General features: G+C 70.5%; 12 protein-coding genes. 4 read left to right on the top strand and 8 right to left on the bottom strand.

The genetic code is table 11. From position 1 onward, the window contains the following. Positions 1 to 45: 45 nt before the first annotated feature. Positions 46 to 1,320, bottom strand: a complete 1,275-nt coding sequence (locus tag Raf01_RS29625) for a Rieske 2Fe-2S domain-containing protein (RefSeq protein ID WP_203921343.1) — start codon at positions 1,318 to 1,320, stop codon at positions 46 to 48. A gap of 474 nt (positions 1,321 to 1,794) precedes the next feature. On the opposite strand from Raf01_RS29625, the gene Raf01_RS29620 reads away from it, so the two are divergent. From Raf01_RS29620 to Raf01_RS29605, 4 genes are all read left to right on the top strand, one after another. Further along, positions 1,795 to 2,799, top strand: coding sequence for an amidohydrolase family protein (locus Raf01_RS29620; protein WP_203921342.1), 1,005 nt, complete (start codon positions 1,795 to 1,797; stop codon positions 2,797 to 2,799). A 101-nt stretch (positions 2,800 to 2,900) separates the two neighbouring features. Beyond that, on the top strand, positions 2,901 to 4,391 hold the full coding sequence (locus Raf01_RS29615) for a four-carbon acid sugar kinase family protein (RefSeq protein WP_203921341.1): 1,491 nt from the start codon (positions 2,901 to 2,903) through the stop codon (positions 4,389 to 4,391). A gap of 103 nt (positions 4,392 to 4,494) precedes the next feature. Then, positions 4,495 to 5,556 (top strand): D-erythronate dehydrogenase, encoded by a 1,062-nt coding sequence (gene denD / locus Raf01_RS29610; RefSeq protein ID WP_203921340.1) that lies wholly within the window; start codon positions 4,495 to 4,497, stop codon positions 5,554 to 5,556. A 158-nt stretch (positions 5,557 to 5,714) separates the two neighbouring features. Beyond that, positions 5,715 to 6,140 (top strand): hypothetical protein, encoded by a 426-nt coding sequence (locus tag Raf01_RS29605; RefSeq protein ID WP_203921339.1) that lies wholly within the window; start codon positions 5,715 to 5,717, stop codon positions 6,138 to 6,140. 77 nt (positions 6,141 to 6,217) lie between these two features. Here the strand turns inward: Raf01_RS29605 and Raf01_RS29600 are convergent, their stop codons facing one another. From Raf01_RS29600 to Raf01_RS29570, 7 genes are all read right to left on the bottom strand, one after another. After that, complete coding sequence (locus Raf01_RS29600) at positions 6,218 to 7,369, bottom strand: cupin domain-containing protein (RefSeq protein ID WP_203921338.1); 1,152 nt, start codon at positions 7,367 to 7,369, stop codon at positions 6,218 to 6,220. Positions 7,370 to 7,373: 4 nt separating this feature from the next. After that, positions 7,374 to 8,957: an ethanolamine ammonia-lyase reactivating factor EutA gene (locus tag Raf01_RS29595; protein ID WP_203921337.1), complete on the bottom strand. Its 1,584-nt coding sequence runs from the start codon at positions 8,955 to 8,957 to the stop codon at positions 7,374 to 7,376. Positions 8,958 to 8,968: 11 nt separating this feature from the next. Further along, on the bottom strand, positions 8,969 to 10,417 hold the full coding sequence (locus Raf01_RS29590) for an ethanolamine ammonia-lyase reactivating factor EutA (RefSeq protein ID WP_203921336.1): 1,449 nt from the start codon (positions 10,415 to 10,417) through the stop codon (positions 8,969 to 8,971). A gap of 49 nt (positions 10,418 to 10,466) precedes the next feature. After that, entirely contained in the window at positions 10,467 to 11,651 is a 1,185-nt protein-coding gene (locus Raf01_RS29585; protein ID WP_203921335.1) for a cupin domain-containing protein, read from the bottom strand. 62 nt (positions 11,652 to 11,713) lie between these two features. Next, positions 11,714 to 12,892 carry a zinc-dependent alcohol dehydrogenase gene (locus Raf01_RS29580; RefSeq protein ID WP_203921334.1) on the bottom strand — a complete coding sequence of 393 codons (1,179 nt, stop codon included), beginning with the start codon at positions 12,890 to 12,892 and terminating at the stop codon, positions 11,714 to 11,716. Next, entirely contained in the window at positions 12,889 to 14,619 is a 1,731-nt protein-coding gene (locus tag Raf01_RS29575) for a hydantoinase B/oxoprolinase family protein (RefSeq protein ID WP_203921333.1), read from the bottom strand. Before Raf01_RS29575 ends, Raf01_RS29580 begins: the two co-directional genes overlap by 4 nt. Continuing rightward, the gene (locus tag Raf01_RS29570; RefSeq protein WP_203921332.1) at positions 14,619 to 16,697 is read right to left on the bottom strand and encodes a hydantoinase/oxoprolinase family protein; all 2,079 of its coding nucleotides are present in this window, start codon (positions 16,695 to 16,697) and stop codon (positions 14,619 to 14,621) included. The genes Raf01_RS29575 and Raf01_RS29570 overlap by 1 nt, the downstream gene beginning before the upstream one ends. Between the last annotated feature and the right edge of the window lie 74 nt (positions 16,698 to 16,771).

Genomic DNA, 16,771 nt, shown 5'->3' with positions numbered 1-16,771 from the left:
CACCGGCGAAGGGAAGCGGTGTGCCACGCGGTGAGATGGTCCGGCTCACCAGTACGCCTGGACGGCTTCCTTCGACACGTCGCGCCAGTCCGAGCCGCGCGGCACGATCATGTCGGTCGCGCGTACCTTGTTGTAGGTCGCCGGGTCCGTGCCGCGCAGCGGCCGCTGGGCCTCGGCGTCTTCCATCGCCTCGATCATCAGCCGGCGCGCCGCCTGGATGGCGTGGTCGGTGCTGCCCAGCGCCTCCTTGCTGCGGTCCACGATCCGGCCCATGCCGGTCTGCAGCGCGTAGTCCTGCGTGTTGACGCCCTCGATCCCGGTGAACGTCTTGGTGCGCTGCACCTCGCGGTCGATGAAGAAGTCGTTCTCCGGGCTGGCCTTCAACCAGTACGTGCCGGGGACGAAGTCCTGCGGCCCGCGACCCATGGCGTGCTCGTGCTCGTCCCACCACTGGTCGGTCACCTTGACGGACGAGTCGGCGACGTACATCCAGTTGTAGACCCACACCGACGTGTCGTCGATCGGAACCCACATGTGGCCGTTGATCGCCGGGACCTTCGGCTTGTTGCCCTCCATGTCGAGCAGGCCGCCACGGAACTGCTGGAAAGGCATCATGAACTGGTAGACCCTCAGGTACACCGAGTCCTTGCTGACGTTGCGCAGGCTCGCGTAGGTGTATCCGTAGTCCTTGACATCGACCTCGAGCCGCGGGTGCGGGTCGAGCGTACGCAGCAGCCGGGGGTTCTCCAGGTCGTTGTTGTGCGCGAACGACGAGTGTGCGGTGTCGATCCCGCCCTCGATGGCCTGCAGGAAGTTGCAGGGTTCACCGGTCTTGTCGATGCGGAAGTAGTCCGCGCCGGCCCGCATCCACTCGTAGTCGGGCGGCGGCGGCATGAGTTCGGTGGGGCCCATGTAGGTCCAGATGATGCCGGCCGCCTCGTGCGTCGGGTATGCCTTGATGGACACCCGCAGCCGGAACTTGCTGTACGGCGGCTCCGACGGCATGTCGACGCAGTTGCCGAGGGTGTCGAACTTCCACCCGTGGTAGACGCACCGCAGGCCGCACTCCTCGTTGCGCCCGAAGAACAGTGGCGCACGGCGGTGTGCGCAGTATGCGTCCACGAGACCCACGTCGCCCGCGGAGTCGCGGAACGCCACGAGGTCCTCGCCGAGCAGGCGTATCCGGATCGGCGCGCCATCCGGTGGGCCGACCTCCTCTGCCAGGCAAGCCGGAATCCAGTACCGACGGAAGACCTCCCCCATCGGAGTCCCCGGCCCCACCTCTGTCAGCCGCTTGTTCAGCTCCGCAGAGATATGCATGTAACCACCCTTCCATCGCGTCCGTGCGGGCGTTCACAGATGTCATATCGCGTAGTTCGAGCGTGATTGGTCTTGTCGGAGGCACTGTCGTGCCGGAGGGCGCTGTCGTGTGGGAGGCGCTGCCGCTGTTCCCCCGGGAACAGTGAGCTTCCCCGGAATCGCGAGCCCAGAGGGAGCAGCCCTCGTCTATCTCCTGTTTCATATAGTCTACACAGTTGCCGGTTCGCAATCTAGGACCGTTTTCGCGCGGGGGTTTCGGCGACCGCCGGCCCGTCGCCGGGATTCCTCTATGCGGGAAGGCACCCAGGCCGCAGCTCAGCCGCTGCCGCGCCGCTCCCGGGAGCGCGTGATGGGTAACGGACGGGCCGCCGTGAACAACAGCTTGACCCGGCCATCGCCGACTGTAGGCTATATCAAAGAGCTGACGTGGGACTTCCGGACTCGGCGCACCGCGAATGCAAAGGGAGACGAAGCGTGATCATTGACAGCCATGCACACCTGGTCGCTCCGCCCGCCTTCTACGGCTACCGGGCCAACCTGCTGGCCTCGGGCGGCTACTACAAGGGCAACCCGGGCGTCACCGACGAGGCCCTCGCGAAATCCGCGGCCACCAACGTGGCCACCATGGACAGCGTCGGCACCGACGTGCAGCTGCTGTGCCCGCGCCCCTTCCACCAGATGCAGTCGGAGAAGCCCGACCGGGTGGTGCACTGGTGGATCGAGGCCAACAACGATCTGATCGCCCGTACCGTGGCCATGCACCCGAACCGGTTCGCCGGCGTCGCCGGCCTTCCCGTGTGCGCCGGCAGCCCGGTCACCGACGCCCTGCCGGAGCTGGACCGTGCGGTGAACGAACTCGGCTTCGTCGGGGTGAGCCTCAACCCCGACCCGTACGAGGGTCGCGGCAACTCCCCCACACTCGACCAGGAATACTGGCATCCGCTGTGGGAACGCATGGTCGAGCTTGACGTTCCCGCGCTCATCCACTCGTCCGGATGCAACAGCGGCAGGGAGAGCTACAGCGAACACTTCATCACCGAGGAGTCCATCGCGGTTCTCACCCTGTTGCGGGGCGAGGTCTTCACCAAGTTCCCCGGGCTGCGCATCATCGTGTCCCACGGTGGCGGTTCGGTGCCGTACCAGATCGGTCGCTGGCAGGCCGAGGTGCTGGCGCCGAACCTCGGCGGCGACCCGAACAACACCCGTTTCGAGGTACAGCTGCGCCAGCTCTACTTCGACACCGTGCTGCACAACCCCCTCTCGCTCGAGCTGCTGTTCAAGACCGTCGGCGCGGACCGATGCCTGTTCGGCACCGAGAAGCCGGGCAGCGGTTCGGCCATCAACCCGGACACCGGTGCGTCCTTCGACGACCTCAAGCCGGTCATCGAGGCGATGGACTTCCTCAGCCAGTCCGACCGCGACCTCATTTTCGAGGGCAACGCGCGGTCGGTGTTCCCGCGCCTGAAGATCGACGGCTGATCCGGCGCCCGGCGCGGACCGGGTAGCGTTGCCAGCAGGCTTTGAAGCCGAGCGGTCGGGAGTTGTCGTTTGTCAGTCGTCGTCTGTCAGCGGGAGAACGGGTGAATCCAGGACCGGAGACGGTGTGGAGCCGGGCCTGGGAGCGGCAACCCCCGCCGCGCGCCGATCGGCACGCCCGCGCCCGCATCCGCGAACTGCGGGCGCGGGCCGGGCTCCTGCTCGCCGTGCTCGACGACGACCCGACCGGCTCGCAGGCGGTCCACGGCGTACAACTGGTGACCGCATTGGAACGCGGCGTCTACGACGACGCGCTGCGCGGCGAGTCGGACACCTGCTTCGTGCTGACCAACACGCGCAGCCTGGACGCGCCGGCCGCGGTGCGGTGCGACATCGAGGTCGCCGGCGACCTGTACCGGGTCGCCGAGCACCGCGGCCGGCGGCTGCAACTGGTCAGCCGCAGCGATTCCACGCTGCGCGGACACGTGCTGGAGGAGGTCGCCGCGCTGCACGAGGTGCGGCGGTCGCGGCTGGGCGCGGGCTTCGACGGGGTGCTGTTCGCGCCGGCGTACCTCGAGGCCGGGCGGGTCACCGCCGGCGACGTCCACTGGGCGCGGGTCGGCGACCAACTGGTACCGGTCGGGGAGACCGAATTCGCGCGCGATGCCAGTTTCGGGTACCGGTCGTCCAACCTGCGCGAGTTCCTTGCCGAGCGCAGCGGCGGCGAGGTGCCGGCCGATTCGGTACACAGCCTGTCTCTGTCCGACATCCGCGAGGGTGGCCCGGATCGGGTGCGGCAGGTCCTCTCCGGGGTCGGCGGCGGCGCCTGGGTCGTGGTCAACGCGACCGAGTACTCCGACCTGGAGACCGTCGCGCTCGGCGTGCTCGCCGCGCAGGAGCGGGGGCAGTCCTTCCTGTTCCGTACCGGTCCGTCGTTCGTGCGCGCGCTGGCCGGACTGGAACCCAGCGAACCGCTGCGTACCGAGCAGATCTGGCCGGACGGGGCGCCGCCCGGCCACGGGCTGATCGTGGTCGGCTCGCACGTCGGGCAGTCGACCCGCCAGTTGGCGGCGCTGCGCGCCCGGGGAAGCACCGTCGATGTGGAGCTCGATGTCGCGGCTCTGGTGTCGGGCGGGCCGGATCGGGCCGAGGACCTGGTGCTGGAGCTGTCCCGGCGGGTGGTGCGCGCGCTGCCGAAGGCGGACGTGCTGCTCTACACCAGTCGTACCGTCATCGGTGGCGACAGCGCGACCGGCGGCGCGGCGGGCGGCGCGACCGGCGCGACCGGCAGCCTCGCGGTCGCCCGCGACGTCTCGCACGCGCTGGCCGGGATCGTGCGCCGGGCCCTCGCGGCACGGCCGGCGTGGGTCGTCGGCAAGGGCGGCATCACCTCGCACGACGTGGCCACGCACGGGCTGGGCATCCGGCGGGCCGAGGTCGTCGGCCAACTGCTGCCCGGCGTCGTCTCGGTGCTGCGCCCGCTCGACGCACCGGCCGAGACGCTGGGCGTGCCGTACGTCGTCTTCGCCGGCAATGTGGGCGACGACGGCACTCTCGGGTACGTGGTCGACGTGCTGCGCGGCGGGAAGGCGTGAGCCCGGCGTCAGGCACCGCGGAGGAACGCGTGAGCCCGGCGACGTGCCGGACGGGACAACAGGTGAGCGTGGCCGGCATCGGGTCACTGTGGGGAGAGCGGTCGTGAACGTGGTCATCACCGGCGGTGCCGGGTTTCTCGGCGCCCGTCTGGCCGGCGCGCTGCTGGCGGACGGGGCGCTGTCACTGGCGGGCGGGCCGGCCCGGCCAATCGCCCGGCTCAGCCTGCTGGACCAGGCACCGCCACGCGCCGAGCTTGCCGGAGACGCGCGCGTCCAGCCGTGGCAGGGCGACCTCGTCACCGCTTTAGGCAGTGACAATCTGCGCAGCGACGATCTGGGCAGTGACGCCACGGGCGGCGGCGGACCCAGCGGGGAATCCAGCGGCGAACCCAGCCCGTTCGACGATGCGGATCTGGTGTTTCACCTCGCGGCGGCGGTCAGCGCGGAGTGCGAGCGGGACTTCGACCTCGGCATGCGCACGAACCTGGACGGCACCCGGGCGGTCCTGGAGCGCTGCCGCGCGTCCGGCCGTACCCCGGTGGTCGTGTTCGCGAGCTCGGTGGCGGTCTTCGGCGGCACCGCCACGCACCCGCTGCCCGGCGTCGTCACCGACGACACCCTGCCGGTGCCGCGCAGCAGCTACGGCATCCAGAAGTTCATCGGCGAGCAACTGGTCGCCGACTACACCCGCAAGGGCTTCATCCGCGGCAGGACCGCGCGGCTGATGACGGTCAGCGTGCGCCCGGGTCGGCCCAACGGGGCCGCGTCCGGCTTCCTGTCAGGCATCATCCGCGAGCCGCTCGCCGGCCAGCGCGCGAGCTGCCCGGTGGTTCCGGAGACGGCGGTGGCGCTCAGCTCGCCGGGGCGGGCCATCGAGGGGTTGGTCCGCGCCGCCACCGCGTCGCCGGACCAGTGGGGCGACGCCACGGCGGTGAACCTGCCGCCGATCACCGTCACGGTGGGCGAGATGGTCTCGGTGCTGGAGCGGGTCGGCGGACGCGCGGCGAGCGCGCTGGTGGACTGGGAGCCGGACGAGTCGGTGGCGGCGATCGTGCGGGGGTGGCCGGCACGGTTCGACACCGCCCGGGCCGCCGCGCTCGGGCTGCGTCCGGACCGGGACTTCGAGGCGATCGTCCGCGCCCACCTGCGCGAGACCCGGGGCTGACCGGGCGGGGACTTTACCCCAGGTGGCGCTGCTCCCTCCCGGCCAGCGAGTTAGGCTTCGATGCTGATCCCTTTGAGGGAGGGCTGTCGATGAATCGGTACGAGGGGCCCGCTGACACTCGTGTGCGCCTCGGGCACGCCGGTGCGTTCGGGCGGCCGGTGACTCGGGCGATCATCGCATTCGTCATTGTCGCGCTCTTCGCCGCGGTCCTGCCGGGCGGCCTGGCAGTTCGTGACGCCCATGGTGGGCTCGTTGGGCTGCTTACCTGGACGCTTCTTGTCGTCGGTCTGCTCGTGGTCGTGGTGGGCGGCGTTCTCCTGGCCGTGGGTTGGTGGGGCGGCCGACCGGCCGAGCTCACCCCGGACGGTGTGCGGCTTCCGGGGCGCCGCACGGTGATCCCGTGGTCGGCTGTGGAGCGCTGCGACGTCCGGGCTGCTGGGCATCGACGGTTGTACGCGGCATGGCTGACGCCACCCGAGGCTGGAGGACCCGGCGACATGCTGTGGCTGGGCGATGTCAGGCAGGCCTCCGTCCCCGAGGAGGATCTGCTGGCGATGGTGCGGAGCTGGACGGAACGTCCTTGAGCTGGATCCACCGGGGTCGCGTCCATGCGCGGGGCCCGCACCCGGGTCGTCAGTCGCGGGACGTCAGTCGCGCGACGTCAGCCGGTCGTCATCGTCATGCCGCGCTTGGCCAGTTCGGCGATGTAGAGCTCCTTGATCGCCGGGTCCTCCTGGTCCGCGTTGATCTGGTACTTCGAGTTCTTCAGCGTCGTCGGCGTCTCCGCGAACTGCGCGCGCATCCGCGAGCTGAACGGGTACCGCCGGCTGCCGAGCTTGACCGCGAAGTACCGGGACGGGATGCCGGCCAGGTTGAAGTGCTGGTGGTACATGTTGTCCGGAGGCGAGTACGACCACCCGTGGTCCCAGTCCACCCGGATGCGCTCCTTGTCCCCCTCGTACCACAGCAGTGAATATCCGGGCCCGTTGACCGGGTAGATGTGCGTGCCGCCCACGTGCCGGTGCGCCAGCTTGTACCGGCCGACCGGGATCTCCGAACAGTGCGCGTGCAGGGCGCCGTTGGCGAGCAGGAACAGGATGGACTTGCTCTTCTTGCCCCGCCACTCCAGCGGTGTCAGCTCGCTGAACGCGCTGAGGTCCGGCACGAAGTTCGTTTCCCAGAAGTCCTTGTAGAGGTCCGAAGTCTTGTCGTGCACCATGCGGCCCTTGCCCTGGAACGACTCGTCGCTGCCGTACCGCTCGGTGAACTCGTAGTCGGTGCCGAAGATGAACGCGTCGTTCCGGAAGATGTTCATCACCAACGGGAACTGGGTCGTCATCGCCAGCCGCGCGGGCTCGTCGCCGGTGCCGTTGAAATACCGGTAGGTGGCGTTCATCGGGATCGCGAACATGCTGTGCGGACCCCACTCGAAGCTGTGCCTGCGGCCACCGGCCTCGATGACGGTGCTGCCGTGTCCGGAGATGACGTACACCACGGTCTCGAAGATGTGGTGTACCGGTGCGGTCTGGCTGGCCGGCGGCACCTCGATGAGCCACATGTCCAGGAAGTCTCCGCGCCCGGCCACGTTGACCACGGAACCGTTGGCGCCGAAGCGCTCCCACCGGGACACCGGGGTCTCCATCAGGTTGACCGCGAAGCCCTCGGCGAGCGGTACGCCCTCGCCGTCGACCCAGTCGCGGTACGGGTCGACCGCGAACCGAAGGTCGTCGTCATCGTGGTCGTGCGCGTGGTCGTGACCGTGTGCGTGGTCCTGCGCGGGGTTGCCCACCTCGTGGGCACTGGTCGTGCTCATGACATCACATCCTCGAATTGGCCGGACTCGAACTGGCCGGGCTCGCGGCGACGACGATCGACGCGCGCGGCGAGAAGAGCAGGGATTTGACCACCACGGGATAGACGCCCGCGGGAAGCAACTGCGCACCGATGTCGACGAAGTCGAGTTCCTCCAGTGCCAGGCTGTCCAGGCAGACGACCGGACGCCGCACGCCCAGCTCGCTGAACAGGATCCGGCCGATGGACTGGGCGACGTCGCGGTCGGTGAGCACCACCACGGACGTACCGGCGGGGAGCCCGAACCGGTCCAGCGCGGTCGCCACCCCCTCCGCCAGCGCGCGCAGCCGCGGGTACGCCGGCAGCTCGCCGACCCGCAGCGAGAACGCCACCGCGCCGGCCAGCTCGTGCCGGTGCAGTTCCAGCTCGCGAACGACCGCCGAGGCCACCTCGGCCGCGCTGGTCGTCTCCTCCGCACTGGTCGTTTCCTCCGCGCCGGTCGTGTCCACCGCGAGGTGCGGGTGCATCACCGGAACGTTGCGCAGCGGAAGCTCCGCCGCGCGGGAGGCCGACACGGTGTTGCCGCTGACCTGGACCGAGTACTGCGACGCGCCGGCCACCGTGGCCCGGATGCCGCCGGCCGTGGCGACCAGCCGCGCGCCGCTGGCACCGGCGGCCAGCCGGTCGCGCACCTGCCGCCCGATGGCCCGGCCCAGGTCGCCGAAGTCGCGGTCCTGCCGGGAGAAGACGTACTCGGCGACCCCGCCGGAAAACGTGATCAGCTCGGCGGTTTCCATCTCCCGGAAGTCCGAGCCGGGGATGACGGCCGCCGGGTTGAGCGCGTCGGCGTGTCCGGTCGCGGCGGCGAGGATCGCGTCCGCCGCGGCGGCCGCCAGTGCCTCCTCTGCGCCGGGCTCGATGGGCTGCCCGACGACCGGGCGCACGGCCGCCGGCCGGAACGCGTCGAGTTCGCCGGCGACCGCGAGCACCGTGCGGCTGGCGGTGTCCCACGAGACGAGCCGGGCGCCGACGGACAGGATCCCGGTGCGCACGACCCGGCCGTCGCGGCTGAGCGAGAGTTTCGTGGTACCGCCGCCGATATCGACACACAGCACGCCGCGACCCGTCTCGCGGGACAGCTCCACCGACCCGGAGCCGAACGCGGACAGTACCGCCTCGAAGTGGTCGCCCGCGGCGACGCACACGAAGTCGCCGGCGCGGGCCGACACGGCGTCCGCGATGGTCCGCGAGTTCTCCCGCTTGAGCGCCTGCCCGGTGAGGATCACGACGCCGGTGTCCACGTCGGCGCGGGCCAGCCCGGCACGTTCGTAGCAGTCGCCGACGAACGCGCCGATGGCACCGGCGTCGATGCGCGCGCCGCCGGCCGTGTACGGCGTGAGCGTGATGTCCGACGACCACAGCAGGGTGCGTTCCACCACCACGAACCGGCTCGACAGCCCCCGCAGTTCGCGCCGCAGCTTCAGCCGGGAGAAGCTCAGGTGCGACGTCGAGGAGCCGATGTCGATGCCGACCGAGACGATGGCGACGTTGTCCCGCCAGTAGTACGGCGAGTCCGCCTCATCGTCCCGGCCGGCGCCGCCGTAACGCATGGTCGGCATGCTCAGTTCGAACCCGTCGGGAAGATCAGGCTCTTGATGACGACGGGCACCGACGCCGAACCGGTGACCGGCCGGCCGATGTCGACGAACGCGAAGTCGCCGGTCTCGACGCAGTCCACCGAGACGACGGCCCGCCCGTCGAGCCGTTCGGTGGCCAGGTGGCTGCCGATCAGGCGCCCGATGTCGTCTTCGCTGACCAACACGACCGCGGAGTCCGAATCCTGGGTGCGAGCGGCCATTCCCATCGCGATCCCGTGGCAGAACGCGTCGATCCGGTCGTAGGTGGCCAGGCCGTCCCAGAGGTACGAGACGGCCACCGGCTGCTTCGCGTCGGTGAGGTCGAACTGTGTCAACGACCGGCGCAGCACCTCGGCCACGCCCTCCGCGGACAGGTTCGCCATGTCGAACGGAGGCGCCACCACCTGAATGTTGCGCACCGGCAGGCCGTCCGGGTCGGAGACGTAGATGGTGCTGCCGCTGAGCTGCACCGTGTACTGCGAGGCGCCCAGCACGGTCGCGCGGATCCCGGCGTTCACGTTCTCGACGAGTTCCAGCCCGGTGCGGTCGATCCGGTCCCGGATGGCCTCGGCGAGGAACGGGCCGAGGTCGTCGAAGGTCTGCTCCTGCCTGCGGTAGATGTACTCCGACACGCCACCGGAGAACGAGATCGCCGAGGGGGTGAACGGCGGAAGCGGCTCGCCGCGCAGCAGTGCGCCCGTTCCGTCGCCGGTGACCCGGGCCGCTCCCAGCAACTCGTCGGCCAGGTACCCGGCCACCCGGGCCTTGTCCTCGTCGGTGATCCGGGTACCGATCGCGAACGGGCGACCCAGGGTACGGCCGACCCGCGCGCCGGCCTCCTCCAGCCGGACGATCACGCCCTCGCCGTCGGTCACGATCAGGCGGGCGCCGACGTCCACCGCGAGGTGCGCCACCGGCGATCCCCGCCGGCAGAGCACGAGCTTCGCGGTGCCACCGCCGATGTCGATGTGCAGCAGGTCGCCGTCCAGGGTCTCGCTGCGCTCCAGCGCGCCCGAGCCCTTTGCCGCGAGGACACACTCCATGTTGTCGCCGGCGCTGACCGCGACCATCTTGCCGGCCTCGCGGGCGAACACCTCGCCGATGGTCCGGGAGTTGGCGCGGTCCAGCGCGACGCCGGTGAGGATCAGCGCGCCGGTGTCCACGTCGTCGCGGCTCATCCCGGCGGCGGCGAACTGGGCGTCGACGTAGGCCGACATCGCCACCGGGTCGATCAGGTCGGGGCCGTCGTACGGCGTCAGGATGATCGGCGACTCGTACAGCGCGTCCCGCCCGACCGTGACGTACCGGGTACCGACCTTCTCGACGGTGATCTTCGAGAAGACCATGTGCGAAGTCGCCGACCCGATGTCCACGCCCACGCTGAGAAGCTCGACCCGCTCCTCGGACTCGATGTTGACTTCCGGCTGGTTCACGCCCACCACTTCACGCCCACCACCTTCACGCCGATCGCCATCGCCCGCGTCACTTGTAGAGGTCGGGATTCATCGTGGACTTCCCGCCGTTGCCGGTGATCATCCGTTCGAACTCCCGGCGCACGTAGGGGTCCTCGGTGCGGTAGCTGATGCTGCGACCGCCCTCTTCGATGTCGGCGTTGGTCCAGGTGTTCGTCTTGTTGGTACGGCCGAACTCGGCGTACTGGGTGCCGGGCGGGCCGCCGTACCAGAACAGCTGGCGCAGCGGCTCGGCGGTGCCGGTGGACCCGAAGTGCTGGTGGTACCAGTTGCCGCCGCCCGGTGCCGCCGCGACGATGCCACCCTGCACGTAGTCGACCCGTTCGACCTGGTCGCCCTTGCCGTCCTTCCACGGCGTGGGGCCGATCTCGCTGGGCCAGTTGAAGGTGTACCCGGAGCCGCGCAGGCACATGATGACCGCGCCGGACTTGTGCGCGTGCGCCTTGGAGTACCGGCCGGGGACGTGCTGGCCGATGAAGCACCAGAAGTAGCCGCCGGCCATGTTGGGCTCGATGCGCCGGTAGCCGGGCGAGCGCTGGTTGTCCAGCGGAAGCTCACAGTCGACGATGTCCGGGATGATGTTCGTGCGCCACATGGCCCGGCCCAGCTCGGGGGTCGGCACCGTCTCGGTGTTCGGCTTGTAGAACTCGGCCGAACCGTCGTAACGGCCACGGAACGGGTAGTCGCACCCGAAGACGAAGTCCAGGTCGTCGAGCGAATTGATCATGTGCGGCGCCGCGTTGCCGGCCAGCAGCAACGCCGGCGTCGAGCGGGCGTTGACGAACTGGAACCGCGCGTTGAGCGGGATGGCGAACAGCGAGTTCTTGTGCCACTCGAAGCGCTGCCGGCCGGAGCCGTCGGGCAGCGACAGCTCGGTGGTGCCCTCGCCCTCGACGACCCAGTACTTCTCCTCGAACATGTGCCGCATCGGGATGGTGGCCTTGCCCGGCGGGATCTCGATGACCTGCAGGCCGATCAGATCGGTGGTGTTGTCGAGGTCGATGAACGCCGACCCGACACCCATCCGGTCCCACGGCTTGAGGTCGAGTTCGCGGACGTCGTGGATGCCGGGGCCCCGGTAGATCGGGATCCCCTCGCCCTCCATGTACCGGGTGTACGCCGACGGGAGCCGGTTCACCCTCATCGTTCCCGCCCGTACGTCGCCGGTCGGCTCCTGGAACAACTCCTCGGACACGAAAAGCTCCCTCGTCGTAGATGTGAAACCGGCGTTCTACCTGGCGCGGCGCGGGCACCGACCTAGCGCGGTTGCGGCAGCACCGCCGCGTGGATCACCGGGATGTCCAGTTCGCCGGCCGTGCCGCGCACCGCCCGGTCGGCGTCCTCCAGGCCGCACTCCAGCGAGCACATCAGGTCCAGCGGGTACCTCTGCGAGCCGATCAGCGCGATGGCCCACTCGACCGCGGCGTAGCTGTGGCCGCGGGCGCCCTTCACCGTCAGGTGCTTGCGTGTGATCTTGAAGAAGTCGACGCCGGCCAGCGGGCGTTTGGTGGCCGCCGGGAACACCAGCCGGCCACGCTTGCGGGTCAGGTCGAGCGCCTGCCCCACGGTCTGTTCGTTGCCGGCGGCCGTGTCGATCGTGACGTCGACTCCGGCCGGGCCGGCGATGGCTCGCACGCGCTCCGGCAGATCCTCGCCGGCCACCAGGGTGTGGTGGGCGCCGAGCTTCGTCGCCGCGGCCAGCCGCGCCGCGTCCCGTTCGAGCCCGACGATGATGATCTGGCCGGCGCCGGCCTCGCGGGCCGCGAGGACACAGGCCAGGCCCTGCTGGCCGGGCCCGAAGATGAGCACGCAGTCGCCCGGTCCGACGCCGCCGTCCAGATACGTCCACTGGTACCCGTTGCCGATCGGCAGCGCCAGCGTTGCCTGTACCGCCGGGATGCTCGACGGCAGCGGATGCAGCACGCTGCGCGCGTGCAGGTACAGGTACTGGCTGTACCCGCCCCAGAGCGCCGGTGCCGTGGTCAGCGGGGTGCTGCCGAAGCGCAGCGCGTCCGGGTTGGCCGAAGCGTCGGACTCCAGGCACGACCGGTACTCCCCGGAGCGGCAGAAGTCGCAGTGGCCGCACGGCAGGTACTCCTCGATCGCGACCCGGTCGCCCTCCCGCACGCCCCAGCGGTCCTGCGCGATGCGCCCGGCCGCGGCGACGATGCCGACGTTCTCGTGGCCGAGTACCCGCGGGCTCAGGTCCTGGCCGTAGAACCCGACGTCGGCTCCGCACACCCCGGCCGCCTCGACGGCGAGCAGTCCGTCCTCGGGATTGACCGGTGGCACCGGAAGCTCCCGCAACTCCATACGGCGTCTGCCGGTCATCACCGCGGCCAGTGTCGTCGCCGGCAGGGTCGTCGGCGGAGTCGTCCGCGTCGGGGTCGTCGGCGTCGGCGTCGGCGTCGGCGGGGTCGGCGTCGGCTGAGTCATCGGCGTGCCTCCTGCCGGGCCAGCCTGGTGCCCGCCTCGTCGAGTTCGATGCGCTCGTCGATGACCACGCCGTACTCCGCCGCGGCCGCCTGGACGCTCACCGCTCCGGCCCGTACGTCCGCGAGCACCACGTCGGCCGGGCGCTCCCGCGGGTCGCCGTACCCGCCGGCCCCGGAGCCCTCGATGGTGAGCAGGTCGTGCGGGTGCAGTTCGTAGCGCCCGGCCACCGGCAACCGCTCGACGGTGCCGTCCGAGCGGCGGATGCTCACCGTGGCCAGCGAGCCGTCGTGCCCACCGGCGACCCCGCGCGCCGGGAAGCGACCGCGTTCGGAGCGCCGTCTTACCGACGCGGGCGCCAGCGCCTCGTACTCCCGCCGGTAGCTGAGCCCACCGCGGTAGCGCCCGGCTCCGGCGGAGTCGGTGATCAGCTCGAACCGGTTGATGCGCACCGGGTACTGGCTTTCCAGCACCTCGACCGGGGTGATGCCGAGGTTCGTGTAGTACGCGGTGACGCCGGAGACCCCGTCACTGTCGTGCACCGCGCCCATCGCGGTACCCAGCACCTCGTACTGGAAGCTGCGGCCGCGCTGCTCCGCGGAGGCCCATTCGATGCCGACCGTGCCGCCGCTGCCGCCGCTGTGCGCGGATCCGGCGCCGGGTACCAGCATGCCCAGCGCCTCGAAGCACAGGTCGACGAGCCGGTGCTGCATCGACGTCGCGGCTCCCACCGGGGCCAGCGTGTTCGGGTCGAAGAGGCTGCCCGGGCGGCGCTTGATGGTCACCACGCGGCGGACGCTGTCGCTGAACCCGAAGTCCGGGGCGGCGCAGGAGATCACCGCGTAGAAGACCGCGGAGTCGGCGTACATCTTGGTCATGTTGACCGGGCCGAGCGTCTGGTCGTCGCTGCCGGTCAGGTCGAACTCCACGCTGTCGCCGGCGATGCGCACGGTCACCGCGATTTTCACCGGAGTGTCGAGGCGGATGCCGTCGCTGTCGAGGAAACCGGTGACCGTCGCCTCGCCGTCCGGCCAGCCGGCGATCACGTCGCGCAACGCGCGCTCGCCCTGGTCGAGCAGCATGGCGAAGCAGCCGCGCAGCACCTCGACGCCGGTACGCTCGGCGAGCGCGGACAGGCGCGCGGCGCCCACCCGGGTGACGCCCAACTGCGCGCGCATGTCCCCGAAGAACAGGTCCGGCGTGCGTACGTTGGCGGCGATGATGCCCATGACGCCCGGGTCCAGCTCCGCCTCCGCCGAGCCGCGGGCGACCCGGGTCAGCGGCAGCAGCAGCCCCTCCTGGTAGAGCTGCGTCGCGTCCATCGAGGCGCTGCCGATCACCGAGCCGCCGAAGTCGGACTTGTGCGCGATCGACGCGCTGAACCCGACGAGCGTGTCGCCGACGAACGCGGGCACGACGACCGCCAGGTCCGGCGTGTGCGGGATTCCCGCGTCGTACGGGTGGTTGGTCATGAAGACGTCGCCGGGCGCCAGGTCGTCGTAGCGCTCGAGGACGCGCTTGACCAGGTAGTTGTAGCTCGAACCGTGGAACGGGCCGGGCCGGTCGACCAGCGCTTCGCCCCGGTCGGAGAGCAGGGAGATGCTGCAGTCCCGGGACTCCCGCATGAGCGTGGAGTAGGCCGAACGGTACAGCAACTGGGTCAGCTCCCCGATGGTCGCGTTCAGCCGGCTGCGGGCCAGCTCCGCCGCGAGCACCGTAGCCGTTGTCATCACTGAGTCCCTTCGTTGCTGAGCAAAAGATTCCCGTACGCGTCGATGCGCACCGTCCAGCCGGGCGGAGCGAAGGCCGTGGTGTCCGGCTGCTCGATGAGCACCGGTCCAGGCAGCCGCGACCCGGGGGCCAGCGCGGCCCGGCGCACCACGGCGGCGTCGATCCAGCCGCCCCGGTGGTAGACCCGGCGCGGCGGTCGGGGCGCCTCGTCGGCGATCGCCTCGGGCGGCAGCGGAGTCATCGTGTACGTCGGCATCGCGACGACCGCGCGGATCCGGTAGCTGACCACCTCGACCAGTTCGGCGTGCGCGGCGTGCCCGTAGATGCGGGCGTGCTCGGTGTGGAACAGGTCCGCGAGCCCGGCCGGCAGGTCGTCGTGGTCGGCGACATCGGCCAGCTGCAGCCGCAGCTCGAATCCCTGCCCGGAATAACGGGCGTCCAGCTCGCGATGGCAGACGATCTCGGCCCGGTCGAAGCCCTGCTCGGACAGCGACGCCACCGCGCGCTGCTCCAGCGCCGCGAACTGGGTGAGGATGGCCGGCCCAGCGCCCTCGCGCAGCTTCGTGATGTCGGTCTGCACGAAGTCCTGGATGACGTCGGTGGTGAGCAGCCCGACCGCCGAGAACGCGCCGGGGAACGGCGGCACCAGCACCTGCCGTACGCCGAGTTCGGTGGCGACGCCGCAGGCGTGCAGCGAACCCGCGCCGCCGCAGGCGACCAGGGTGGCGTCGCCGAGGTCGACGCCGCGCTTGGCGGCGAACACCTTGATGGCGTCGGCCATGTGTACCTCGTTGAGTTGGAGCGTGGCCTCGGCGGCGTCCTGCGGGCTGATGCCCAGCGGTTCGGCGATGTGCCGGGTGATCGCCTCGACGGCCAGGCTCTGCCGCACGGTCATCTGGCCGCCCAGGTAGTACTCCGGATCGAGCAGGCCGAGCGCCAGATCGGCGTCGGTGGTCGTGGGGATCTGCCCGCCCCGGCCGTAGCAGGCCGGGCCGGGATCGGCGCCCGCGCTGTTCGGCCCGACCAGCAGGCGGCCGGTGGTGGTCGCCTGAGACAGGGTGCCGCCGCCCGCGCCGATCGTCATGAGGTCGAGCATCGGTACGTAGATCTGGTGGCCGACCAGTTCGCCCTCGGTCACCTCGAGCGCCTCGCCGTGGCGTACGAACGCGATGTCCGCGCTGGTCCCGCCGACGTCGACGGTGAGCAGGTCGCGGCGGCCGGCCGAGCGGGCGATGCTGATGGCGGCCTGCACGCCGGCCGCGGGGCCGGACAGCAGGGTGTGTACCGCGCGGCCGCCGGCCATCACCGCGGAGAAAGGCATCAGACCGCCGTTGGACTCCATCAGGAACAGCCGGTCGTACGCCAGGCCACGGCCGGTCAGCCCGGTCGCCAGCGAGGTGATGTAGTCGATCAGCAGCGGCTCCAGGCTGGCGCCCAGCAGCATGGTGGAGATGCGCGGCCATTCCCGGATGCGCGGCAGCACCTCGCTGGACAGGCTCACCCGCGCCCCGGGCAGCTCGGTCGCGAGGATCTCCCGCACCTGCTGCTCGTGGACCGGGTTCGCGAACGAGAAGATCAGGCAGACCGCGACCGACCGCACGTCGAGCTCGCGCAGCCGGCGCGCGATCGAGACCACGGCCCCACGGTCCAGGTCCCGCACGACCTTGGCGTCGGCGCCGATGCGTTCGGGTACCTCGAACACGTGGTCGTCGGCCACCAGGCTGTCCGGGTGCCCGGAGCGCAGGTCGTACGTGTTGCCGACGCGGCGCTGGTCCTGCACCGACACGCTGCCGCGCATGCCCTCGGTGACGAGCAGCGCGCACGGCCGGAACGTGCGCTGGATCAGCGCGTTGGTGGTGATGGTGGTGCCGTGCAGGAAGTCGGCGACGTCGGCGATGTCGAAGCCCTCGACGACCTCCTGCGCGCGGGACATCCCGTTGAGCACGCCGATGGACGGATCGGCCGGCGTCGTCGGGACCTTGAGTATCTCGACCCGACTGGTCTGCCGGTCGAGGACGGCGACGTCGGTGAACGTCCCGCCCACGTCCACGCCGACCCGCCAACGGTTTCTGCCCATCCGAACTCCTCCTTGAATCGGGCCGTTGCGGTCTGCCGCTGTGGTCTGCCGTTGCGGTCTGCTGCCGTTGCGCT

It is taken from the genome of Rugosimonospora africana (genome assembly GCF_016862975.1).
Classification (GTDB): domain Bacteria; phylum Actinomycetota; class Actinomycetes; order Mycobacteriales; family Micromonosporaceae; genus Rugosimonospora; species Rugosimonospora africana.
The sequence above is the reverse complement of the archived record's forward strand: the minus strand, read 5'-3'. Positions and strand labels throughout refer to the sequence as shown.